Source organism: Buchananella hordeovulneris, from assembly GCF_001907235.1.
GTDB classification, from domain to species: Bacteria; Actinomycetota; Actinomycetes; order Actinomycetales; family Actinomycetaceae; genus Buchananella; species Buchananella hordeovulneris.
Map to the genome: position 1 here is coordinate 228,744 of NZ_MQVS01000002.1, position 22,597 is coordinate 251,340.

Here is a 22,597-nt window from a genome sequence, read left to right on the forward strand (position 1 = left end):
CCTTCAGGATACCGCGCACGCCCGGTGATTCCAGCTAAGGCCTGCGCCACATTAGCCGCCACCGCCCCGCTCGGCTGCTCGGTAGAGAGCGTCCAATGCGCTCAGCCCTCGCTCCAGCACCGCGCTCAGCCCCAGCACTTCGCGGTGATGAGCGGCGGTGAGCCGCTGGCTCAGGGCCTGCTGCGTGATGCCCAGGGCGTGGGCAGCGGCCTGTTGCGTGGCGGCGGCACTCACGGCGGCGACCGCGGAGTGACCGGCAGCACTGCGTTGCATGACGAATGCCGCCAGCGCCTGCGCAATGGCGGTGGCGTGGCTAGCACCTTCGGGATCAGAACCGTGGATGACGATTGGTCGCACCGCGCTGCGGCGGCGGGCCGCTTCGACTGCCGCGCGCGCGGCCACGAACGCTGGCCCGCGACTGGCGCGCGGGCTATAGGCCAACTGCCCGGGACCGATGCCCACGCCGATGGCCCACCGCCCTTCGGCCAGTAAAAACAGGCAAGCGGTCACGATGGGCGCTGGCGTGAGACTGACGAGCTGAAACTCATCCCCCAGCGTGCGCTCGGGTGGCAGGGCCAATGCGTGGGAGCTGTCGGCCAAATGGATCCGCAGCGCACTAATCGTCGATTGGAGGTGTTCGCCTCCCCCCGTGGCTTGGTCTTCCTCAGCCGTCAACACGAACACGCGCGCCACTCCCCCGGGCTTGTTAAAGCCATCACAAGCTATCTACCTTGTCTAACTCTGCCTTGTTATCGACCCAACAAGTCTAAAACCTTGTCAAGCACGTCGCGGGCCGAAAGTCCTGTGGTATCGAGTGTGTGACTGGCGGCCGCCCGGTAGCGCGGCAACCGCTCCCGCCGCAGCTGCCCCCACAGCGCCCGTGGGAGCACGGGCGCCAGCCCGCCTGGCGCCCCCAACGCCAGACGGCGGCTGACCGCAGCCAAGTCAGCGTCCAGATGCACTACCGGATCCCCCGCCTGCCGGGCCAGGGTGAGCGCCTGGCGCACCAGCGGACTCTCAATGGCCCCTGAGCCAACGACCACCACCTGTGGGGTCGCTATGCCATCCCGGGGGGCGGACAGCTGCGCGCACACTGCCTGCTGCTCTGCCTGCCGCAAGGCATCCTGCGCACCCGCGACATGTAAATCAGCCAAACTACGGCCGAGGACACGCTCCACCGCGTCGTCCGATTCCCACACCTGCCATCCTCGCGCCGCCAGGTGGGCAGCCAGAGTCGACTTGCCGGTCCCCGGTGCCCCGATAAGTATGAGTCTCACTCGGCGACCGCCGCGTACGCCCGCTGAAGCGCTGCCTCATCGCGCACCACCAGCACCTGGGGTTTGGCCAGGCACCGCAGCAGCACAAAACGCAGCGAACGGTCTCGCACCTTTTTGTCCTGTGCCATGATCTCCCGTAGGTCCGCAAATGCCTCCCGGGGATAGGTAACCGGCAATCCGACGCTAGCAAATATCTCCCGATGCTGGTCGAGCATACCTGCCGCCGCCACCCCCAGCTCCTCAGCCAATGCCGCCGCGAACACGCACCCTACTGCCACCGCATCGCCGTGCCGCCACTGGTAATCAGAGTGACGCTCAATGGCGTGGGCTAGGGTGTGGCCATAGTTCAACAGCTCCCGTAGGCCCGACTCACGCAGGTCTTTGCCCACTATCTTGGCCTTGACCTCGATCGCGCGCTCCATGATTTCCCGCATCGCCACGACCGGGCCGTCTACCAATGCCTGCGGATCCTGCGCTACCCGCTCCAAAATAACGGGATCGGCGATCAGGCCGCATTTGAGAACCTCGGCCAAACCCGCCCGCCGATCCGGGCGCGGTAGTGTCTCCAGACTATCCAAGTCGCAGATAACTCCGCGCGGGGGATGGAAGGCCCCCACCAGATTCTTGCCAGCAGACGTGTTAATGCCTGTCTTCCCCCCCACGGCGGCGTCCACCATCGCCAAGACCGTAGTGGGCACCTGGACGACATCGATGCCCCGCAACCAGGTGGCAGCGGCAAATCCCCCCTGGTCTGTCGTCGCCCCACCCCCCAACGCGACCACCACGTCTTGCCGTCCCAACTGTTCGGCCCCCATCACGTCCCACAACTGCCCAGTGACCGTCAAGGATTTAGCGGCCTCTCCCGCGGGCAGGACATGCCGGATTACCTTGACATCGTGGTGCGTGTGCCGGGAGCGGGTGAGTTTGGCAGCCAGGGCCTCGGCGCGGTCCGCCAACGCCGGGGCATGCACCAGCAACACCCGGCGGGCCGTCCCCCCCACTAGGTGAGCGATGCGACCATTCAAACCGTGCCCCAGCACCACGCTGTAGGGCCTATTACCCGGTACCTTGACCTGACTGACCCGCCCGATTCCCTGCCGGATCTTCTCCACTATTTCCTCGGCAATCTCAGCCGGGGCCCGCCCGGTGGTTTCCACCGCCACCGTCGTCACGTCCCGGTAGAGGGCGGCGCGCTGGGCGTGAAACTCCCGCATCTTGGCGTCTGGATCGTTGCCCAGCAGGGGCCGATCCTCGCCCCCAGTGACCCTTCTGACAGCCTCGTCAGGCTCCACCAACAGGTGGACGACGGTGTGGGAGCGCAGCAGCTCCCGCGTGCCCCGGTGCAGCACCGCTCCCCCGCCCAAGGCGACGATGCCGTGCGCGATCTGCAGGGTGTGGGCAATGGCCCGATGCTCCACCTCCCGGAAACCAGCCTCGCCCCGCTGCGCAAAAATCTCCGGAATGGACAGCCTTGTGTGCCGCCGCACCTCCGAGTCCGTGTCAATGCTTGGCATTCCCGTCAAACGCGCCAGCTCCCGCGACACTGACGTCTTACCCGCGCCGGGCAAACCCACTAAGACAATCGGCAACGCTTGGCGGGGAACAACGTCGGGCACGCGCCTCATGACTAGCCTCCTAAGGGGTCAGCTTGCAGGTATGCCTCCAGATTACGGCGACATTCGCGCACGCAGTCCCCGCCCGTCTTAGTTAATAAGGCCTTTAGCAAAGTTAAGGCCACCATGGCCTCGGCCACGACCGCCGCCGCTGGCACCGCGCACACGTCGGAACGCTGATGGATGGCCCGGGCAGCCTGCCCGGTAGTCACATCGATGGTGGCCAGCGCGTGGGGCACCGTCGAGATGGGCTTCATGGCGGCCCGCGCGACGATCGTCTCGCCGTTTGACATGCCTCCTTCAATCCCACCCGCCCGGTTGGTCTGGCGTTGGGGACCGTGCGGACCCGGGTGAATCTCGTCGTGAGCTACCGAGCCACGCCGCGCCGCGGTACGAAAACCGTCGCCGATTTCTACCGCTTTGATCGCCTGAATACTCATCAGCGCGGCCGCCAACTGGGCATCCAGTTTCGCCTCGGCCCGCACGTAGGATCCCAAACCCGCAGGCACGCCGTAGGCCAACACCTCCACCACACCGCCGAGGGTGTCTCCGTCACGCTTGGCGGCATCGATCTCAGCAACCATGGCCGCCGAGACGGCGGTGTCAAAGCAGCGCACCGGATCGGCGTCCAGACCTGCTACGTCCCCCACTGTGGGCACGGCGGAGTCCGGGGGCACCGCCACCCCACCGATGGCGGTGACATGGCTGACCAGTTCGATATCGGCGATCTGCCGCAGGGCGGCGGCGGCGACCGCCCCCACCGCCACGCGCGCCGCCGTCTCCCGGGCCGAGGCCCGCTCCAGCACCGGACGCGCCTCGGCAAAACCGTACTTGCGCATGCCTGTGAGGTCGGCGTGTCCCGGACGCGGGCGGGTGAGGGGGCGGTTGCGGGCGATCTCCCGCTCATCCCCCGTGCCTGCATCGCGCAGCAGCGCTGCGGGCGCCACCGGATCGGCAGACATGACCGTCTGCCACTTCGGCCACTCCGAATTGGCCACCTCGATAGCCACCGGACCGCCAATGGTCCGGCCGTGCCGCACCCCGCCGAGAATCCGTACCTCGTCGGCCTCAAATTTCATGCGGGCACCGCGCCCATACCCCAGGCGGCGGCGTTGCAAGGCCGCCGCAATGTCCTGCGTCGTGATTGCTATGTCGGCTGGGATGCCGTCAAGCATGCCCACCAACGCCGGCCCGTGTGATTCACCTGCGGTCGTCCACTGCATGCTCCGCATCTTCCCACACCGGGCGGCCTGCGGCTGGCTCGCCCAGCAGGCGGGCACGCAGAGCCTGACGCATTGCCGCCACCCCGGGTTCTCGTCCCGTGAAGAGACGCACCTGGGCCACCGCCTGGTGCAGGAGCATGAGCCAGCCGGGCACCACCGTGCCCCCGGCGGCCTGCCAGGCGGCATTCAGCGCGGACGGCCAGGGATGGTAGACAACGTCCAGCAACACGGCGGTAGGCCGCCGGTGGGCGGCGAGTAGCGGGGCGAGGCCGTCGGCCACCCCGGCTGGCACAGTGGAGACGACGACGTCGGCCGCGGCCACGGCCGCCGCAATGGCGTCGGTGGCCCGCCACAGCACCGGGCGGTGCTCCACCCCCAAGGCGTGCGCCACCAGGGCAGTGGAGCCGGGGCCGCCGTGCCGGCGGGCCACCACGCTGTGGTGGGTGCAGCCCAATTCCCCCAGCGCTGCCATCGTCGAGCAAGCGGTGGCCCGGTTGCCGAGGAGCAAACTGCGCTGGGGGCGCCAGTCCTCACCCGCCACCTCGCGCAACGCCGCCGCAATGCCGCCGACATCAGTGTTGAAGGCCGTCAGTACCCCGCTGGGCAGCCGCACCAGGGTATTTGCCACCCCCAGGGCCGCGGCCAGGGGATCCACGGCGTCGGCCACCGCCACCGCCTCCGGTTTGAGCGGCATGGTGACGCTGAGCCCCACCCAATCGTCATCCAGCTGGCGCACGAACGCGCCAAGCTGCCCCGCCGCCAGCTCCCGAGCATCGTAGTGCCAATCCAGGCCCAGCCCGCGGTAGGCGGTGCGATGCAGCAACGGCGACAACGAATGGCTAATCGGCTGCCCGACCACCGCCGCCCGGCTACTCATCAATGCGACCTAGTTCTTCTTTTTTTCATTGCAGACATCCCGGTGGGACTCACACCAGGTCGCCAGGAGAGCAACATTCTTCTTGTGCTCCTCATAGGTGCTGGCAAAACGCGTTTCCGCCGAGTTCAGATCAATGGTGACGAAGTAGAGCCACGGCCCCGGCTCCGGATTCAGCACCGCCTGCAGCGCGGGCTCGCCCGCGTTGGCGATCGGCCCCGGGGGCAGCCCCTGGTGTTGGTAGACGTTGTAGGCATTGCTGGGATCCGCGATCTCTGGATCATCGAGCTCGCAAATCACCTTGCCCAGGCCGTAACAAACCACCGAGTCCATCTGCAGCTTGCCCTGCGTCTCCTCATCCGGCTGTGACAGACGATTTTCGATGACCCGGGCCACCCGCAGGTAGTCCTTCTCGTACTTGCCCTCCTTTTCCAAGATGGAGGCCTTAATAAGCACCTCCTGCCGCTTGTCGGCCGGCACCTGCAGGGCATCCAGGCGCTGAATCTGCAGCTCCACCATCTGCTTGAGCACATCCAACGGCTTGGCACCCGGATCGATGGTGTACGTGGCGGGGGCCAGCCAACCCTCGGCGTTACCCTTGGCCTCCGCGGGCAATCCCAGGGCCGGATCGGTGAGCGCCGCCTCCACCTCCTCGCGGGGGAAACCACCGATCTCCGCCAGCTTGTCCGCGATCGCCTTCTTGCCCCAGCCCTCCGGGATCGTCAACTTCGTGTCCGCCCGGGCCGCCGGGTCCAGCAGCATCGCCACGGCGTCCGCCGCCCGCATCTCCTTGCGCAACGCGTAGGTGCCGGGCTGAATCTTCAGGGCATCGGCATTCTCGTTCAGCGCCCCCAGGGTGCGGGTCAGACTCGCGGTGACCCCGGCGTTGACCAAACTCTCGGCGATGTCGTTACCGGTAGCGCCCGGAGCCACCGTGATCGTGACGCTCTCGCCGCCCGGCCCCGGATAGTCCTCCACACTCGCGGACTCTTTGGAATCGAAAAGTCCCATCGCCATCACCGCCCGGGAGGCGAAGTAGCCGATGCCGGCCACCATACCGACCACCAGCACCAGCACGAAGAACGTACGCACCGGGTGTCGGCCCCGCTTCTTACCATCGGCAGGCGCCTGCGTGAGCAGGTCCAGGGAGTCCTCCGTCCCCTCGCCAGCTGCGCTGTCCGCCTCCGCTGCCACCTGCCCGCGCACCGGGGCAAACGGGGAACGCCCGCCCTCCCCCGCCGCGCTGGGGGAGTCGACGGCTGCCGTCGCCCCCGTCGACACCTTAGGGAAGACCGAGGCCACCGCGGGGGCAGCGGCGTAGCCCTCCGCGGAGTCACTGTCGGGACGCGGGGTGGTCTGCGAGGCGGGGGCCCCAGAGCGCACCGCCGCAAAGGGCAGACCCGTGGAAATACCGGTGGGGCGCGTGCCCGGCGGGGAAGCCACCTCCGGCGGGACTTCGAACTGCCCGGTGGCTGACAACGCAGCGTCGGCCTGTCCGCGGCCCTGCTCGGCTGCCGCCGCCCGCTCCAACGCCCGCAGTTCCCGCCGCGTCAGCGGCCTGCCAGTCCCATCGGCTCCAGGCACCTCAGGGGTCCTACTGTCGTAACTCACGTGCGCTGTCCCTTCCGTCTACTGCGCACCAACTCCCCCGCCGGGGACGAGGTACGCCGTTCCGTCTCGAGTGCCTGGTCAAGCAACACCGTGGCCGCTACCTGGTCGACCACCCCCCGTTGGTGGAGGCTGGCACGACCAGCGTCCCGGAGCACTGCTTCGGCCGTCACCGTCGAGAGCCGCTCGTCGATCAGTCTGACCGCCATGCTAGTGCATTGGGCCAGCTCTCTCGCGAACCAGCGAGCCCGTTTCGCTGATGCGCCGGCCGCGCCCGACAGATGCCGGGGAAAACCCACGTAAATCTCGATCGGCTCGTACTCCTCAATCAGGTCCAGTGCCTGGTCGACGAGGTCGTCGTCGTTGGCGGGCCGCAAGGTCACCACCGGCACCGCTAGCACCGGCCCGGCATCGGTGCGCGCCACGCCGGTGCGCACCGTGCCAACGTCGAATGCCATCCGCACTCCGGGACGCACAACTGCCCTAATTGCGCAGATCGGCGGCAATCGCGTCCAGCGCCTGCCCGATCTGGCTGGCGTCCTGCCCACCGCCCTGGGCGAGGTCGGGCTTACCGCCTCCGCCGCCACCCAGCACCTGGGCGGCACGGCGCACCAAGTCCCCGGCCTTCATGCCGCGTTCACGTGCCTGCGCGTTCGTGGCCACCACCACCACCGGCCGCTCGGAGACCACTGCCGTGATAGCCACCACGGTGGGGGCCTCGTCGCCCAGTTGCTCGCGGACGGCCAGCACCAAGGCCCGCACCGCGTCCGCGCTCGGGGCTTCGGTAAGGGCCCGGCGCGCCAACCGCGCGCCCGCTATCTCCTCGGCCTCCGCCGCAATCTGGGGCGCCAGCGCCCGCAGCACGCTTTCCTGCAAACGGGCCAGTTCCTTTTCCGCGCTCTTCAGGCGGGTCACCAAATTGGCCACCCGCCCGGGCAGCTCCTCCGGGGTGCCCCCCAGCACGCTTGCCAGCTCGCTGATCACGCCGGATTCCTGGGCGTGCTTGAGGTAGGCACCCGCACCAACCAGGGCCTCAATGCGCCGCACCCCGGAGCCGATGGAGGACTCGCCGAGTACCGAGACCCGTCCGATCGCCCCGGTGGCGGCCACGTGGGTGCCCCCGCACAACTCCCGCGACCAGTCCCCACCGATCGACACCACCCGCACCTGCCGACCGTACTTCTCCCCAAATAGCGCCTGGGCCCCCAAGGCCTTAGCCGCGTCCAGGTCCATGATCTGGTCGGTGATCTCCAGATTATCGATGAGGCGTTCGTTGACCCGCCCCTCGACGGTGGCCAGCGCGTCCGCGGACAGGGCCTGACCGTAACGGAAGTCAAACCGCATGCGGTTGGGAGCGTTCTCGCTGCCCGCCTGCGTCGTCTCCTTGCCAAACTCCTCCATCAACACCTGGTGCACCATGTGGGTGGCCGTGTGGGCACGGGCGATAGCGCCCCGCCGCACCACATTGATTTCGGCGCTGGCTGCCTCGTCCAGATGAATATCGCCCTCAATCAAACGTCCCCGGTGCACGATCAGGCCCGCCACGGGCTTCTGCACGTCGTCGACCTCGACGATGCCTCCTCCCGCCAAGCGAATCACACCGTGGTCGGCCAGCTGCCCGCCGGCCTCCGCGTAGAAAGGCGTCTGGGTGAGCACCACCTCGACGTCCGCCGGGGCGGTGGCTACCGGCACAGTCTCGCCATCCACCAGAATGCCGACCACCTGCGCCGCCGCCTGGGTGTCGGTGTAGCCGAGGAAAGGAATCGGCCCCCCGGCGGCCTGCAGCAAGTCGTTGTAGACGCGGGCGTCTACGTGACCAGACTTCTTGGCAAGCGCGTCCGCCCGCGCCCGGGCCTTCTGCTCCGCCATGAGCGTGTCGAAGCCCGCCCGGTCCACCTCCACGCCAGCTTCCGCCGCAATCTCCAGGGTGAGATCAACGGGAAAGCCGTAAGTGTCGTGCAGCGTGAAGACGTCCTGGCCGGTCAGGCGCGGCTGCCGCCCGGTGCGGGCCTGCGCCTGAGCGCGCCCAACCGCCAAATCCAGGATGGAGGTGCCCGCCACCAGGGTGCGCCGGAAAGCGTCCTCCTCCGTGTACAGCACCTCGCTAATGCGCGCAAAGTCAGTCTCCAGCTCAGGGTAAGACTGCTTCATGGCATTCATCGATGCTGGCAGCAGCACCGGCAGGCTTGCTTCGTCCACGCCGAGCAACCGCATCGAACGCACCGCCCGCCGCACGAGGCGCCGCAGTACGTAGCCGCGCCCATCGTTGCCCGGCCGGACGCCGTCGCCCACCAGCATCATGGCGCTGCGCACGTGGTCAGCAATCACCCGCATGCGGACCCCGTCCTCGGAGTGCTGCTTAGCGGCGTAGGACAGCCCAGACATTTCCTCGGCGGCCGCGATGACGGGATAGACCTCGTCAATCTCGTACATATTGGCCTTGCCCTGCAGGATGTAGGCCAAACGTTCGAGCCCCGCCCCGGTATCAATCGCCTTTTCCTGCAGCTCGCCCAGCAGCGGGTAATCCTTCCCCGTGCCCTCACCCCGCAGGTACTGGTCGAACACCAGGTTCCACACCTCGACGTAGCGGTCACCGCCCGGGTCGACGGTGCCGCCGAGTGCGTCGGGGCCGAACTCAGGCCCCCGATCAATGTGCCATTCGGCGCACGGCCCCGCCGGACCGGGCTGCCCCGTGTCCCAGAAGATCTGCTCGCGTGTCAGTTTGACGATGTGATCAGGATCCAGGTTCACCCCTCGGGTCAAGACGTCGTAGCTCTCGGCGTCCTCTTCCCAGATAGTCACCCACAGCTTGTCCGGGTCGATCCCATACTTGCCGTCAGCCACCGGGCCAGTAAGCAGCTCGTGGGCGTAGCGGATCGCTCCTTCCTTGAAGTAATCCCCGAACGAAAAGTTCCCGTTCATCTGGAAGAAGGTGCCGTGGCGAGTGGTACGCCCCACATTGTCAATATCGTTGGTGCGAATGCACTTCTGCACGCTGGCTGCGCGCGGCCACGGTGCCTGTTCAGTGCCCAGGATGTAGGGAATGAAAGGCACCATCCCGGCGATCGTGAACAGGATCGACGGATCCGGCGAGACGAGCGGAACCGACGGCACGATGGCGTGGTCCTGGCTCGCGAAATAGTCGAGCCACCGCTGGCGAATCTCGCTAGTGCGCATGGGAAGTCCTTCCAAAAGCTAGGGCAGGCGGGCCACCGTCAAGGATACGGGGCGCTGGTGGGGAATCTGAAATGGTCCGGCCCCAGCAGCTGAGCTGCTGGGGCCGGGCCAGGAGGGCAGATTAGCGCGAGTAGAACTCAACGACGAGCTGAACTTCACACGTCACGGGGACCTCGTCCCGCTTCGGGCGGCGCACCAGCTCAAAGCGCAGCTTCTCCAGCTCCACCTTCAGGTAGCCGGGCACCTCGGGCAGCACATCCCGGTGCGAACCGGCGGCAGCCACCTGGAACGGCACCATGGTCTGGCTCTTGGGCTTGACCTGCACCACCTGGCCGGGCTTAACGCGGAAGGACGGACGGTCCACAATCTTGCCGTCCACCAGAATGTGACGGTGAACCACGGCCTGCCGGGCCTGGGCGATCGTGCGGGCGAACCCGGCACGCAGCACCAGGGCGTCCAGACGCATCTCCAGCAGCTCGACCAGGGCCTCACCGGTCAGCCCCTGCTCGCGACGCGCCAGCTCGAAGGTGCGGCGCAGCTGCTTTTCCCGAATGCCGTACTGGGCGCGCAGCCGCTGCTTTTCCTTCAGTCGCACCGAGTAGTCGGAGTCCTGCTTGCGGCGGGCCCGGCCGTGCTCACCCGGGCCGTAGGGCCGCTTGTCGAAGTAACGCTGGGCCTTCGGGGTCAACGGAATACCGAGGGCACGCGAGAGGCGCACCTGGCGACGGGTACGGGACAGAGCCATACTCGTTCACACCTTTCTGTCGTCTTGTAACGTCATCTCTCTTCGAGATGGGGTCAACCTGTTGGCTAAGACCCCAGTGGTCGCATAAGCAACCGCGCCAGCCTAGCAGCTAGGGCTGTCCGTCGGCTTCCGTGTCGCCGTGAGCTGTCCCACCCGCCAGAATGTCGCGGATTCTTGCCAGGCGGGGGGCGACAGTCCGCTCGTAGCCGCGCTCACTCGGCTCGTAGTAGCGCTGTCCTCGCACCGCGGCCGGGGCGTAGACCTGCGGGGCGATAGCGTGTGGGGCGTCGTGCGCGTAGACGTAGCCCACGCCGTGCCCGAGGTCCTTTGCCCCGGCATAGTGGCCGTCCCGCAGAGGCAGCGGCACCGGACCGGTGCGGCCGGCCCGCACATCGGCGATCGCCTTGTCGATGGCCAGATAGGCGCGATTGGATTTGGGAGCGGTGGCTATGTGCACGACGGCTTGGGCCAGTGGGATGCGGCCCTCCGGCATGCCAAGGAACGACACGGCGTGAAAGGCGGCGACTGCTACTTGGAGTGCGCCCGGGTCAGCCATGCCGACTTCCTCGCTCGCGGCGATAACGATGCGTCGGGCGATGAATCGGGGATCCTCCCCGGCCACCAGCATGCGCGCCAGGTAGTGCAGGGCGGCGTCGACGTCCGAGCCCCGCATCGACTTTATGAAGGCGGACGTAATGTCGTAGTGCATGTCGCCGTCACGGTCGTAGCGCACGACGGCGGCGTCTATCACCGCTTCCAGGTCGGCCAGTTCTAGGGTGGGTCGGGGCACACCGGGGCAGCGCTGCAACGTGGCCCCTGCCGCCGCCTCAAGCAGGGTGAGGCTGCGGCGCGCGTCTCCCCCGGCCAGGCGGGTTATGGCCTCAGCCACCTCGGCGGGCAGCGTGATCGCCTCCCGCAAGCCCTCCTCAGCGGTCACGGCCCGCTGCAGCAGGGTGGTCAGCGCCTCTGTGCCGAGCGGTTGCAGGGTGAGCAGCAGCGAGCGGGACAGGAGGGGCGCGATCACCGAGAAACTGGGGTTCTCGGTAGTGGCCGCCACCAGGGTGACCCACCGGTTTTCCACGCTGGGCAGGAGCGCGTCCTGCTGTGACTTGGAAAAACGATGCACCTCGTCCACGAAGAGGACGGTTTCCTCGCCAGAGGTCGCTAGGCGTCGGCGCGCGGCTGCGACCACCTCCCGCACTTCTTTCACCCCGGCGGAGACGGCGGATAGCTCCACAAAGCGGCGCTTGCTCGCGCGCGCCACCAGGTAGGCCAGCGTAGTTTTGCCTGTGCCCGGCGGTCCCCATAGCACTACCGAGGCCACCGAGGGACCTGCCTGGTCTTGCTCCTGGAGAAGTCGCCAGAGCGGCATCCCGGGGGCCAGCAGATGCTCCTGCCCGACGACATCCGCGATTGTCGTCGGCCGCATGCGCACCGCCAGCGGCGAGTGGGCGGCCGCGGTGGGGACTCCGACCGCGTCGACCCCCTGGGATTCGAACAGGTCCATGTCTTCAGCCTAACCAGTAATCGGCCGCCCGCTTGGCCTGTGCCCGCCCCCAAAGGAAGCGGGCGCGCGCGCCGCATTTTGGTGAGATGATTACTACGTGTTTAAGGCATTAGCTAGGACAGTGGTGCGCTATCCGCGCTGGATAGTCACCGCTTGGGTCGTTATTCTTCTCGGCGCCTTGGCTTCCTCTGTTTTGGGGTTGACCGGCGATTCTCTCTTTGCGCGTCTCGGCCCCGGCGACACCTTCGATACTCACTCGCGCGCCCACGCTGCGCAGGAGGTCTTGCAACAAGCTGGCGGGGGTCAGTTGACGGTGACCGCCTTGGTGCAGGGGGTCGATGTTTCTTCCGCGCAGGCTGCTGCCCCAATCGGACAGGTGCTGAGGGACTTGGAGACCGAGCTGGCGGCTATTCCGGACGTGGTGCAGGTGGTCTCGCCCTTCGCGTTTCCTGACGCGGTAGACAACCCAGCGGCGGCTTCCATTGTCGCCACTGACCGGCAAGGTTTCCTGGTGGCGGTGGACATTGCCGACGTGGACGAAGCCACGCAACGCACGGTCCACGCTGAGGTCTTGTCTGTCTTGCAACAGATTCCGGAGCGTCTGGCTGCCACCGCCCCCGCTGCCACTGTTTTGCTGTCGTCAAAGACCATGTTCATCGACGAACTGATCGGCCAGGTCAAGGCAGATCTGGTTACGGGTGAGGCCATTAGCCTGCCCGCATCCCTCGTGGTGATGGTGCTGGTTTTTGGTGGTTTCCTGGCTGCGGGCATGCCGCTACTGGGCGCGGTCAGTTCCATCGTGTCGGGCCTGGGGGCGATGTGGATTCTTTCCCACTTTTTAACTATTGAGGCCTACGTCGTGAATGTGGTGACGATAATTGGTCTCGGACTGTCGATCGACTACGGCCTGCTGCTGGTGTCACGCTACCGGGAGGAGCTGGCCGCCCGCGCCGACTCGTACCTGGAGGCAGAGGCCCGCGCGGTTACTAATCCCGATGGCGTGCAACTGCGGCGGGAGCGGCGCTCGCCCCGCGGGGGCAACGATGCCCTGGTGGCTGACAGCCTGGTGGCGGCGGTCTCGACGGCGGGCCGCACCGTGTTTTTCTCTGCTTTGACGGTGGCGTTGTCCACGTTGGCGCTCGTGGTGATGCGGCCGGAGCTTCTGCGCTACATGGGGTTCGGTGCCATCGCCACAATCCTGCTGGCCCTGGCGGCGTCCATCACGCTGGTGCCCGCGGTACTCGTGCTGCTGGGACGACGCCTGGCCCAGCCCAGTGTGCTAACCCGCCTCCCGCTCATCCGCAGGCTGGCGGCCACCATGTCCGATGTTTCGCACACGGAAGGGGTGTTCTCGCGGCTGGCCCGCCAGGTACAAAAACGCCCGTGGGTCTACCTGGTGGGTTCGCTGGCGGCGCTGGCGGCCATGTGTGTGCCGCTGGCGCAGATGCAGGTAAAGGTCTCCACGGAGGATCTGCTCCCCCCTTCCTCCCCGCAACGCCAGTTTTTGGCGCAGGTGGTGAAGCAGTATCCGGCTTCCGCCAGCACTGATCTGGTGTTGGTGGCGGCTGGTGCCCCCGCGGCCAGCGAGCAGTGGGTCCAAGAGACGGTAGCGCGCCTGCCGGGAGTAGCCGAGGTGTTGCCGGGCCAACAATTGCCCGCCCACACGGTCTACGGCCTAAATCTGACGAGCCCATCCGGCTCCACTGAGGCGGACGGCGTCGTGCGGGCCCTCTACGCCGCCAATGCCCCCACCGAGATCGGACTGACGGGGCAAAGCGCCATCCAGGTGGAGTTCGTCGACGCCCTGTGGGAGGGCTTCCCGCTGGCCTTGGCACTGGTAGTGCTCAGCACGTTCGTGCTGCTCTTCCTCCTGTCCGGCTCCCTGCTGGTGCCGGTAAAGGCGCTGCTGACAAATGGGCTGTCCTTGGCTGCCTCTCTGGGGTTGGCGGCGTTGATCTTCGGGCGGGGGCTCGGCGAGGGATTGCTGGGGTACACCGCGACCGGCGGCCTGGAAGCGACCGTGCTGGCGGTGTCTGTGGCGTTCGGCTTCGGCCTGGCCATGGATTACGAAGTCTTCCTGCTGGCCCGTATGCGGGAGTATTGGGATCAGGGCTATAGCAACAATGATGCGGTGGCCTTGGCGCTGCAGCGCTCCGGCCGGATCGTCACCTCGGCGGCCCTCATCATCTGCGTGGTTTTCCTCGGTTTTGTCTTCGGCGACCTGCTCGTCATTAAGCAGGTGGGGGTGACGCTGGCACTAATCGTCATCATCGACGTCACCGTGGTGCGCATGCTTCTGGTGCCCGCCACCATGACGCTGCTGGGGAAATGGAACTGGTGGGCGCCAAAGCCGCTGGTCCGCCTCTACCAGCGCCTCGGGCTGCGGCACTAAGCCTTGGGGGCGGGCCGGACTGGCCCGCCCCCAAGCGCGGCAGGTTGGCCGCTAGGCCAGGATGCCGTCCACGGGGCCACTGCCCTGCCGCTCCAGCACCGGAACGTCGTCGGTGAGGTTCAGCACGGTCGTCGGCTCCGTGGAGTCCACTGGTCCTTCGACCACCATGTCCAGCAGGTGGCCCAGCTCGTCTCGCACCACCCAGCCCTCGCTCATGGCCTCGCTGTGCCCGGGCAGCAACAGGGTGGAGGACAACACCGGTTCGCCCAGGCCCGCCACGATCGCCTGGGCGATGGTGTGGCGCGGAATCCGAAATCCCACCGTGTGTTTCTTGGGATGCAGCGTCATGCGCGGAATCTCCTTGGTCCCCTTGACGATGAACGTGTACGGGCCAGGGGTCAGCGACTTGATTAGCCGGAAATGGGCATTGGAGACGATGACCATCTGCCCCAGCTGGTTAAACGACTGCGCCACCAGGGTGAAGTTGTGCTTCTCCCCCAATTGCCGCAGCTGCCGGATGCGGTCGAGACCTTCCTTGTTGCCCAGCCTGCAGGCCAGGGCGTAACCGGAATCGGTGGGGTAGGCGATCAGGCCGTCGGCGGTCAGTTGCCGCACCACCTTGTCGATCAGACGAGCTTGCGGGTTAACCGGGTGCAATTCCACGTATGCGCTCATGAACCCATTGTGGCCCGCGCCGCAGTCGTCGAGTCGGTCCGAAGATTCCCTGGCAGCGAAGCGGCCCGCCGGTGACCTTGAGGTCGCCGCCGGGCCGCTTCACGCTCGCCGCTACTGGGCGGGGGCCGCCTCAGGTTTGAAGTCGACGCCGGCCTCCTTGCGCTGCTGCGCGGTAATAGGCGCGGGGGCCTGGGTCAGCGGGTCGAAACCGCCCCCGGACTTCGGGAAGGCGATGACATCGCGAATAGACTCGGACTTGGTCAGCAGGGAGACGATCCGGTCCCAGCCGAAGGCGATACCGCCGTGGGGCGGCGCGCCGTACTGGAAGGCGTCCAGCAGGAAGCCGAACTTCTCGCGGGCTTCCTCCTCTCCGATACCCATGACGGCGAAGACCCGCTCCTGGACATCGCGACGGTGGATACGGATGGAGCCACCCCCGATCTCGTTGCCGTTACAGACAATGTCGTAGGCATAAGCCAGAGCGTTGCCTGGGTCCTCCTCGAAGCGGTCGAGCCACTGCGGGGTGGGCGAGGTGAAGGCGTGGTGCACCGCCGTCCAAGCCGACGAGCCGAGGTCGACGTCGTCGTCCTGCCCGGAGGGCTTGAACAGGGGGGCGTCCACCACCCACACGAAACTCCACTCGTTCTCGTCGATCAGTCCGACACGCTTGCCGATCTCCAGGCGGGCGGCGCCCAGTAGTGCGCGGGCCGCCTCGCGGGCCCCGGCGGCAAAGAAGATGGCGTCCCCGGGGACGGCACCGACGGCGGCCGCCAAGCCCGCGCGCTCGGTCTCGGACAGGTTCTTGGCGACCGGCCCCCCGAGGGTGCCGTCCTCGGCGATGGTCACGTAGGCCAGGCCCTTGGCCCCGCGCTGCTTGGCCCACTCCTGCCAGGCGTCAAATTGACGGCGCGGTTGGCTGGCACCGCCCGGCATAACGACGGCACCCACGTATGGGTTTTGGAAGACCCGGAAGGTGGTGTCCGCAAAGTATTCGGTCAGGTCGGTCAGCTCCAGACCGAAGCGGAGGTCAGGCTTGTCGGTGCCGTACTTCTCCATCGCCTCGGCGTAGGTCATCCGTGCGATGGGGCGGGGCAGTTCGTAGTCAATGAGCTGCCATACGGCGGCCAGGACGTCTTCGGCGACGGCGATGACGTCGTCCTGTTCGACGAAGCTCATCTCAATATCGAGCTGGGTGAACTCCGGCTGGCGGTCAGCACGGAAGTCCTCGTCGCGGTAGCAGCGGGCGATCTGGTAGTAGCGCTCCATGCCAGCCACCATCAGCAGCTGCTTGAAGAGCTGCGGGGACTGCGGCAGGGCGTACCACGAGCCGGGCGCCAGGCGAGCGGGCACCAGGAAGTCGCGGGCCCCTTCCGGGGTGGAACGGGTCAGGGTCGGGGTTTCAATCTCGACAAAGTCGTGCCCGGCAAGCACCCGCCGCGCCGCCTGGGAGACCTTAGAGCGCAGGCGGATGGCGTGCTGTGGGGCCGCGCGCCGCAGGTCGAGGTAGCGGTAACGCAGCCGGGCCTCCTCCCCCACCGCGCCGGAGTCCTCGGCATGGATCGAGACTTGGAACGGCAACGGGGCGGCCGCGTTCAGGACCTCCACCTCGGTGGCAATCACCTCGATTTCGCCGGACGGGAGGTTCGGGTTGGCGTTGCCCTCCGGTCGCGCGGTCACCTCACCAGTGACTTTCAACACGAACTCGCTGCGCAGCTCGTGCGCCACGTCCTCGTCGCGGATTACCACCTGCGCGATGCCGCTGGCGTCGCGCAGATCGATAAATGCCACCCCGCCGTGGTCGCGACGGCGGTCAACCCAGCCCGCGAGCGTAACGGTGGTGCCGACGTGGCTGGCGCGCAGAGTGCCTGCGCCGTGCGTGCGATGCATGGAGATCCTCCTTGAGATATGTGCCTCCCCGCGAGACGAGCGGGTGCAGCAGACAGCCTACTGGCATGGCACCATGGGCTAGTGCCACTGAAAATTCCCTCTCGCTCCTCCACCTCCCCGGCTCGCGCGGCCCTGCCCCGCAATGAGCGGTTGCTGTTGTTGGGCGCGGTGGCTGTCATCACCATCGTGGCGTTGGAGAACTTAGCGGTCGTCACGGCGATGCCGACGGTGGCACGGGACTTGGCTGCCCCCACCTGGTATGCGGTGCCGTTAGGGGTGCCGATCGCTACCCAGCTGATGTCGACGGCGATTGCGGGGCCGTGGGCCGACCGCTTCGGTGCCCGCTCCCCGCTCTTGGTGGGCTCTTGTCTCTTGCCTGCGGGTTTGGCGCTGGCCGGTTTGGCTCCCAATATGCCGATGCTGGTCGTCGGCCGTGCCTTGCAAGGGCTGGGCGGGGGCCTGCTGATCGTGCCGTTGTATGTCTTGGTCGGCAAACTAGTGGCGCCCGCGCGGCGCAGCCGATTCTTCGCCGCCTTTTCGGCAGCCTGGGTGGTGCCGTCCCTGGTAGGCCCCTGGGTGGCGGGCGTTATCGCAGACTCGCTCGGGTGGCGCTGGATTTTCCTCGGCATCACCCCACTGTTTGCGGTCGCCGCGTTGGCATTCCTCGCCTTCCTTTCCCAGCTCGACCTGGAAGAACCACCTGCTCAGCCCACAGAAGCGGCGGCGCCAGGCGCCGCGACGGAGCCGCAACTGCCACCGGGACTGCGGCCGCGCGCGGAAGAGTCGGCTTTGTTCGCACGCCTGTCCGCGCGACGCGTGGCCCCGGCGGCCCTGGCGGCGGGAATTGGGGCAGGGGCCCTGCTGGTGCTGTCAACCATGTTGAAAGACGCGGGCCCGGCGGCGCTGACAGTGCCCGCCCCGGTGAGGTTGCTGATCGCAGGACTGGCTTTGGGGGCGGTAGGGATCGGCGCGGTGCGGTTCCTGCCAGCCGGCACTTGGACCATGCGGCCCGTCCTGCCGGCACTGGTGGCCCAACGTGGCTTAATCAACGCCGGTTTCATCGCCACCGAGGCCTATATTCCGTTGATGCTGACGGAGAACGGCTGGTCTTCATCGCAGGCGGGCCTGTTGCTGACGGTGGGGTCGGCCGCCTGGGCGGTCGGGGCATTCCTGGCCGACCGGCTCGCTCCCGGGCGGCAGCCGCAACTGCTGTGGCAGGGCGCGGTGGTCATGACACTCGGCGTGGCCGGGGTGGCCTTCGGGGGGATGCAGCTGGCCCAAACTTGGCTGCTGGTGACGGGGTGGTTCGTGGCCGGGGTGGGGGTAGGGCTGACCTACCCGACGCAGGCGGTAACCTGCCTAGCCCGGGTAGAGACAGCGCAACACGGGAAAGTCTCTTCGGCGTTGCAAATGTCGGAAGGTGTTATGAACGCCCTGGCATTGGCCGGAGCGGGCGCCGCCCACACCCTCTTGCTGCATCTGGGCACACCCGGACAGTTCGTGGGGGTCTACACCTTGTGTGGATTGTTAACGCTGACGGCACTGGTCGCCGGCCTGCGGGCCCGGCCCTAACCCGCTGGTCGCCTCAGGCTGATTCGCGTATCACCAGTTGGGGGGTAAAGCTGACGTGCCCCACGGTCTGCTGTTCGATGAGCTGGGCGGCCGCCCGGCCCAGCTCTTGCGCAGGCCATCGCACGGTGGTCAGTGGGGTTATTAACTCTCCGGCCACGAAAATATCGTCGTAGCCGACTACGGCGAAATCGTCTGGCACCCGGTGACCCCGCCGTTTGATTTCCCGCATCGCGCCGATGGCCAGCAGGTCACCGGCACAAAATATGCCGGTGGGGCGGGCAGGCAGAGACAACAACTCGGCGGCCGCTGCGCTGCCGTCCGCGGCTGTAAAACCTCGCCCCGTCACGGAGGGCGATACCTCCACCAGCGCTTCGGCGGGCGCTAGGTCGGCCTCCTGCAGCGCGCGCACGGCACCTGCCCGGCGTGTTTGCGCCTGGGGTGACCAGGTGGGACCGTTGATCAGACCGATACGGCGGTGTCCCTGGGCCAGCAAATGCGCCACGGCGGTTGCCGCCCCGGCTTCGTCGTCGACCTGCACCGTCGAGGTGGTCGGCAGCGGCGGATGGTCGATGAGCACGGTGTGAATGTTGCGGGCGGTCAGGATGGGCAGGTTGGCGGCGGTAGCTTCACTGGCCCAGACGACGGCTGCCCGCACCTCCTGGGCGGCCAAGGTCCGCATGATCTCCGCCTCAGATTCGGCCCGCCCGTCGGAGGAGTAAATGATGGGCAGGCAACCCACCTGCTGCCGCAGCTCATCTTCGATGGCGCGCACGGTCGCAGCACACAGGGGATTGCCGAGATCCAAGACGATTACCCCGACCAGCGGCGAGCTCCCGCGTCGCAGGCGCCGGGCGGCCTCAGAGGGCACGAAGCCCAGCTCAACGATGGCCGCTTCTACCCGCGCCCGGGTAGTGGAGGCGACCCGTTCTGGGTGGTTGAGCACGTGCGAAACCGTGCCAATAGACACTGCCGCACGGGCGGCGACATCCTTCATCGAAGGGCGTGTACGGATATTCACTGGGCATTAGCGGGCGGTCGTAGTTTCTTTCCGCCTGGCCCCGTTCCAGCCGGAAATGCTATTCCTGGTAGCCACCCCAAGTTCACAGCCCCTGGAGCAGGCCGGAGTGAAATATACCCCCAAAACCTGATACAGGCCTGAATCGAAGTGGCGCGCAGCAAGTTTCGGCGCCTTGCCAGCGAATTGAAACGTTACACAGCCTCTAGCGCCCCCGATCCTCGCTGCCAGACAGCGCACCACCAGGGACAGTTTCCCTTTTGTTTTCGCCGCTTTTCCCGCACGTCTTGCGGCCACTATTTTTTGTCACAATCCGGTTGCATTTGTGGGAAGCCAGTCCGGATGGGCGGCGCGCAGCTGGGCAATTACTTCCGGTGCCGCAATGACATCGGCACCGCCGGCATACGGGTGGTAGAGCCAGCGCGCGTCGGGAGGAGCCAGAAAGAGGGAGTACATCTCCTCATCGGCCACCGCCCGCAGCAGCGCCGCCGTCCGCGCCGCCCCAAGCGGGCACGGGGCCAGCACGAACTGCCAGGTCACCGCCTCCGCCCCGTCCATCTCCACATGCTCTCGCCAAAACCGCGCCTGGGCGAACCACTGCCGCCACCGGTCCGCTATCTGCTCGTACAGGAGGTCCCCCAGCTCGCCCTGCCGCGAAGGACCGAACGCAAAGCCTCCCTGCGCCACCACCACCAGGTCTTGCGGGCTATCCCCGCCGTGCGCACACAGCTCCGTCAATAGTCGGCGGTGTCGCTGCCACACCGTGGCGTACTGGGCAGCCGTTTCCGGGTAACGCTGCGACTGCGGCAGCGCGTGAAAACGTACCCAATTGCGCGGCCTATGTAGCCGCAACCGGAAGGGCACCGGCGGCAGATCCGCCCACTGGCTGCTCCAAGCCGCCTGCCACCGCGCCACCTCAAGCTCCACTGTTTCCCCTCCCGCTGACCGCTCTCAGGCTACCGGCACGTGGTGCCTTTCACGCCGTATATGTCTGCCGAAAATAGGACACTGCCCGTAGGCTGACTAGGCAATTACGGAGCGCACAGTGGCGGCCCAGGGGCAACCGCGCTCGGGGGCTAGATATGCGCATGATGGGAGCCCTTACAGTAATGACTGACGAATCCATGTCCTTTAGCGAGCCTGCCGATGCCGCGGTTATGGCCGCCTACGCCCTGGCGGACGCAGAGGCCGAGCTCGACTGGGACGCCGCCGCCTTCCCCGTAGATGAAGAAGAAACGGTCGTCCCCACGTTTGCCGATCTCGGATTGCCTACCCACATCTTGCGGGCGGTGACGGAGCTGGGCTTTCACACCCCCACTCCCATTCAGGCGGAAGCGATTCCGCCGCTGCTCGCGGGCCGCGACGTGGTGGGGGTCGCCCAGACCGGCACCGGCAAGACCGCGGCCTTCGGTTTGCCTCTGCTGGCCGGGCTCACCAAGGATCGAGGCGTGCAAGCCATCGTCCTGGCACCCACCCGCGAACTCGCTATGCAGACCGCCGACGCGCTGGAAACGTTTGCCGCCACCACGCGCAACGCCCGCATCCTGGCGGTTTACGGTGGTTCGTCCTACGTGCCACAGCTGCGGGGCTTGCAGGAGGGGGCGAACGTCGTGGTCGGTACCCCTGGTCGGGTCATCGATCTGATCGAACGGGGCGCGCTACAACTGGACACCGTGCGGTTCCTGGTGCTGGACGAGGCCGATGAGATGCTGCGCATGGGTTTCGCGGAGGATGTGGAGACCATCGCCGCTGGCATCCCGGGTGGTCGCCGCACCGCTCTCTTTTCCGCCACTATGCCGCCAGCCATCCAACAGATTGCCGCCACCCACCTAACCGACCCGGTGCGGGTGGAGGTGGCGCGCCAGTCTTCTACGGTCGACACCGTAGAGCAGCAGTACGCGGTCGTGCCCTTCCGCCACAAGGTCGGGGCGCTGGCGCGGGTCCTAGCCACCGCCGACGCCCGGGCCGCCATTGTCTTCGTGCGCACCAAGTCGGCCGCAGAGGAAGTTGCCCTGGAGCTGGCCCCCCGCGGGATAACCGCCGCCGCTATTTCGGGCGACGTGCCGCAACGGGAGCGCGAGCGCATCGTGGAGCGGCTGCGGGAAGGCTCGCTGAGCGTCCTCATCGCCACCGATGTGGCTGCGCGCGGGTTGGACGTCGAACGACTAGACCTGGTCGTGAACTTTGACGTGCCCCGCGAGGCCGAGGCATACGTGCATCGCATCGGGCGTACCGGCCGCGCCGGACGCACCGGCCGGGCCCTGACTTTCCTCACTCCCCGCGAGAAGTCACGCTTGCGGCAGATCGAGCGGCTGACCGGCACTAAGCTGCGGGAGGTGGAGTTGCCGAGCCCGCGTGACGTGTCCTTGCACCGAGCCCGCCAGCTGCTGGACCGCACCTCCGCCCGTTTGCAGGCCGGGCGGCTGGATGTCTACCGGGAACTGCTGGCGGACCAGCTGGCGACCACGGACCTGGCGCTGGCAGACGTCGCCGCGGCGCTCATGGCCCTGGCTATCGGCGACGACGGTCCCGCCGTGCGCCGTACAGAGCGTCGCGTGCGACTAGAGGAGCAGGTAGACGAGGATGGCGAATTCCTGGCCGCCTCCTTCGAGCCGGGGCGTGACAAGCCCGCCAAGGCCTCGCGTTCCCACCGCTCGGCCGCCGAACGGGGTGGCCGACGCGTGCCGACGCGCGGTATGAAACGTTACCGCGTCGAAGTTGGGCACAAGGACCGCGCCCAGCCAGGTGCCATCGTTGGAGCCATCACCGGGGAGTCCGGGTTGCCCGGCTCGGCTGTCGGCAAGATTGATATCTTCCCGGCCTTCTCCTTGGTGGAGATCGCGGGCGATCTCAGCCCGGAGGTACGCCGGAAATTGGCGAAGGCGCACGTGGCGGGTCGCCCCCTGCGGTTGCGGGAAGACGAGGGCGCCCCGGTGCGCCGACCCCGGGTGGGGGCCCGGCGCCCCCGTTACGCAGACCGGTAGGACAGTGAAGAAGGCGGGCGCCCGTACCGGGTGCCCGCCTTCTTCGCA

At 67.1% G+C, this 22,597-nt stretch carries 17 protein-coding genes; 3 read left to right on the top strand and 14 right to left on the bottom strand.

Annotation, left to right across the window (positions count from 1 at the left end; genetic code table 11):
- Positions 1-51: 51 nt before the first annotated feature.
- The 10 genes from BSZ40_RS02885 to BSZ40_RS02930 form a co-directional block, all read right to left on the bottom strand.
- Positions 52-684, bottom strand: a complete 633-nt coding sequence (locus tag BSZ40_RS02885; protein ID WP_143180859.1) for a hypothetical protein — start codon at positions 682-684, stop codon at positions 52-54.
- A 65-nt stretch (positions 685-749) separates the two neighbouring features.
- On the bottom strand, positions 750-1,277 hold the full coding sequence (locus BSZ40_RS02890; RefSeq protein ID WP_073823120.1) for a shikimate kinase: 528 nt from the start codon (positions 1,275-1,277) through the stop codon (positions 750-752).
- Entirely contained in the window at positions 1,274-2,902 is a 1,629-nt protein-coding gene (gene aroB, locus BSZ40_RS02895) for a 3-dehydroquinate synthase (RefSeq protein ID WP_073823121.1), read from the bottom strand. The genes BSZ40_RS02890 and aroB overlap by 4 nt, the downstream gene beginning before the upstream one ends.
- A gap of 2 nt (positions 2,903-2,904) precedes the next feature.
- Positions 2,905-4,113, bottom strand: a complete 1,209-nt coding sequence (gene aroC, locus BSZ40_RS02900; RefSeq protein ID WP_073823123.1) for a chorismate synthase — start codon at positions 4,111-4,113, stop codon at positions 2,905-2,907.
- Positions 4,091-4,990, bottom strand: a complete 900-nt coding sequence (locus tag BSZ40_RS02905; RefSeq protein ID WP_084542568.1) for a shikimate dehydrogenase — start codon at positions 4,988-4,990, stop codon at positions 4,091-4,093. The genes aroC and BSZ40_RS02905 overlap by 23 nt, the downstream gene beginning before the upstream one ends.
- A 9-nt stretch (positions 4,991-4,999) precedes the next feature.
- On the bottom strand, positions 5,000-6,598 hold the full coding sequence (gene mltG, locus BSZ40_RS02910; RefSeq protein WP_143180860.1) for an endolytic transglycosylase MltG: 1,599 nt from the start codon (positions 6,596-6,598) through the stop codon (positions 5,000-5,002).
- Positions 6,595-7,053: a Holliday junction resolvase RuvX gene (gene ruvX / locus BSZ40_RS02915; RefSeq protein WP_245793787.1), complete on the bottom strand. Its 459-nt coding sequence runs from the start codon at positions 7,051-7,053 to the stop codon at positions 6,595-6,597. The genes mltG and ruvX overlap by 4 nt, the downstream gene beginning before the upstream one ends.
- Before the next feature lie 25 nt (positions 7,054-7,078).
- On the bottom strand, positions 7,079-9,772 hold the full coding sequence (gene alaS, locus BSZ40_RS02920; RefSeq protein ID WP_073823129.1) for an alanine--tRNA ligase: 2,694 nt from the start codon (positions 9,770-9,772) through the stop codon (positions 7,079-7,081).
- Positions 9,773-9,893: 121 nt separating this feature from the next.
- The gene (rpsD, locus tag BSZ40_RS02925) at positions 9,894-10,517 is read right to left on the bottom strand and encodes a 30S ribosomal protein S4 (protein WP_073823131.1); all 624 of its coding nucleotides are present in this window, start codon (positions 10,515-10,517) and stop codon (positions 9,894-9,896) included.
- A 109-nt stretch (positions 10,518-10,626) separates the two neighbouring features.
- Positions 10,627-12,024: a replication-associated recombination protein A gene (locus BSZ40_RS02930; RefSeq protein ID WP_073823133.1), complete on the bottom strand. Its 1,398-nt coding sequence runs from the start codon at positions 12,022-12,024 to the stop codon at positions 10,627-10,629.
- Between the two features lie 121 nt (positions 12,025-12,145).
- On the opposite strand from BSZ40_RS02930, the gene BSZ40_RS02935 reads away from it, so the two are divergent.
- The gene (locus BSZ40_RS02935) at positions 12,146-14,416 is read left to right on the top strand and encodes an MMPL family transporter (RefSeq protein ID WP_222842733.1); all 2,271 of its coding nucleotides are present in this window, start codon (positions 12,146-12,148) and stop codon (positions 14,414-14,416) included.
- 51 nt (positions 14,417-14,467) lie between these two features.
- Here BSZ40_RS02935 and BSZ40_RS02940 read toward each other — a convergent pair whose 3' ends face one another.
- Both BSZ40_RS02940 and aspS read right to left on the bottom strand, forming a co-directional pair.
- Positions 14,468-15,091 (bottom strand): L-threonylcarbamoyladenylate synthase, encoded by a 624-nt coding sequence (locus BSZ40_RS02940; protein ID WP_073823137.1) that lies wholly within the window; start codon positions 15,089-15,091, stop codon positions 14,468-14,470.
- A 111-nt stretch (positions 15,092-15,202) separates the two neighbouring features.
- A complete protein-coding gene (gene aspS / locus BSZ40_RS02945) occupies positions 15,203-16,978 on the bottom strand; it encodes an aspartate--tRNA ligase (protein WP_073823139.1) in 1,776 nt (591 codons plus the stop codon).
- Positions 16,979-17,059: 81 nt separating this feature from the next.
- On the opposite strand from aspS, the gene BSZ40_RS02950 reads away from it, so the two are divergent.
- Positions 17,060-18,550, top strand: a complete 1,491-nt coding sequence (locus BSZ40_RS02950; protein ID WP_158020855.1) for an MFS transporter — start codon at positions 17,060-17,062, stop codon at positions 18,548-18,550.
- Positions 18,551-18,563: 13 nt separating this feature from the next.
- Here BSZ40_RS02950 and BSZ40_RS02955 read toward each other — a convergent pair whose 3' ends face one another.
- Both BSZ40_RS02955 and BSZ40_RS02960 read right to left on the bottom strand, forming a co-directional pair.
- Positions 18,564-19,544, bottom strand: coding sequence for a LacI family DNA-binding transcriptional regulator (locus BSZ40_RS02955; RefSeq protein ID WP_073823143.1), 981 nt, complete (start codon positions 19,542-19,544; stop codon positions 18,564-18,566).
- Between the two features lie 327 nt (positions 19,545-19,871).
- On the bottom strand, positions 19,872-20,492 hold the full coding sequence (locus BSZ40_RS02960) for a DUF3885 domain-containing protein (RefSeq protein WP_073823145.1): 621 nt from the start codon (positions 20,490-20,492) through the stop codon (positions 19,872-19,874).
- 182 nt (positions 20,493-20,674) lie between these two features.
- Here BSZ40_RS02960 and BSZ40_RS02965 point away from each other — a divergent pair, with 182 nt between their 5' ends.
- Positions 20,675-22,549, top strand: a complete 1,875-nt coding sequence (locus tag BSZ40_RS02965) for a DEAD/DEAH box helicase (RefSeq protein ID WP_073823147.1) — start codon at positions 20,675-20,677, stop codon at positions 22,547-22,549.
- Positions 22,550-22,597 lie beyond the last annotated feature (48 nt).

What these genes read in the sequence shown, in the direction of transcription:
- rpsD (WP_073823131.1), bottom strand. Translation starts at nt 10,517, where the DNA reads ATGGCTCTGTCCCGTACCCGTCGCCAGGTGCGCCTCTCGCGTGCCCTC.
- BSZ40_RS02965 (WP_073823147.1), top strand. Translation starts at nt 20,675, where the DNA reads ATGACTGACGAATCCATGTCCTTTAGCGAGCCTGCCGATGCCGCGGTT.
- aroC (WP_073823123.1), bottom strand. Translation starts at nt 4,113, where the DNA reads ATGCAGTGGACGACCGCAGGTGAATCACACGGGCCGGCGTTGGTGGGC.
- alaS (WP_073823129.1), bottom strand. Translation starts at nt 9,772, where the DNA reads ATGCGCACTAGCGAGATTCGCCAGCGGTGGCTCGACTATTTCGCGAGC.
- BSZ40_RS02905 (WP_084542568.1), bottom strand. Translation starts at nt 4,990, where the DNA reads ATGAGTAGCCGGGCGGCGGTGGTCGGGCAGCCGATTAGCCATTCGTTG.
- aspS (WP_073823139.1), bottom strand. Translation starts at nt 16,978, where the DNA reads ATGCATCGCACGCACGGCGCAGGCACTCTGCGCGCCAGCCACGTCGGC.
- BSZ40_RS02955 (WP_073823143.1), bottom strand. Translation starts at nt 19,544, where the DNA reads ATGAAGGATGTCGCCGCCCGTGCGGCAGTGTCTATTGGCACGGTTTCG.
- BSZ40_RS02940 (WP_073823137.1), bottom strand. Translation starts at nt 15,091, where the DNA reads ATGAGCGCATACGTGGAATTGCACCCGGTTAACCCGCAAGCTCGTCTG.
- aroB (WP_073823121.1), bottom strand. Translation starts at nt 2,902, where the DNA reads ATGAGGCGCGTGCCCGACGTTGTTCCCCGCCAAGCGTTGCCGATTGTC.
- ruvX (WP_245793787.1), bottom strand. Translation starts at nt 7,053, where the DNA reads ATGGCATTCGACGTTGGCACGGTGCGCACCGGCGTGGCGCGCACCGAT.
- BSZ40_RS02930 (WP_073823133.1), bottom strand. Translation starts at nt 12,024, where the DNA reads ATGGACCTGTTCGAATCCCAGGGGGTCGACGCGGTCGGAGTCCCCACC.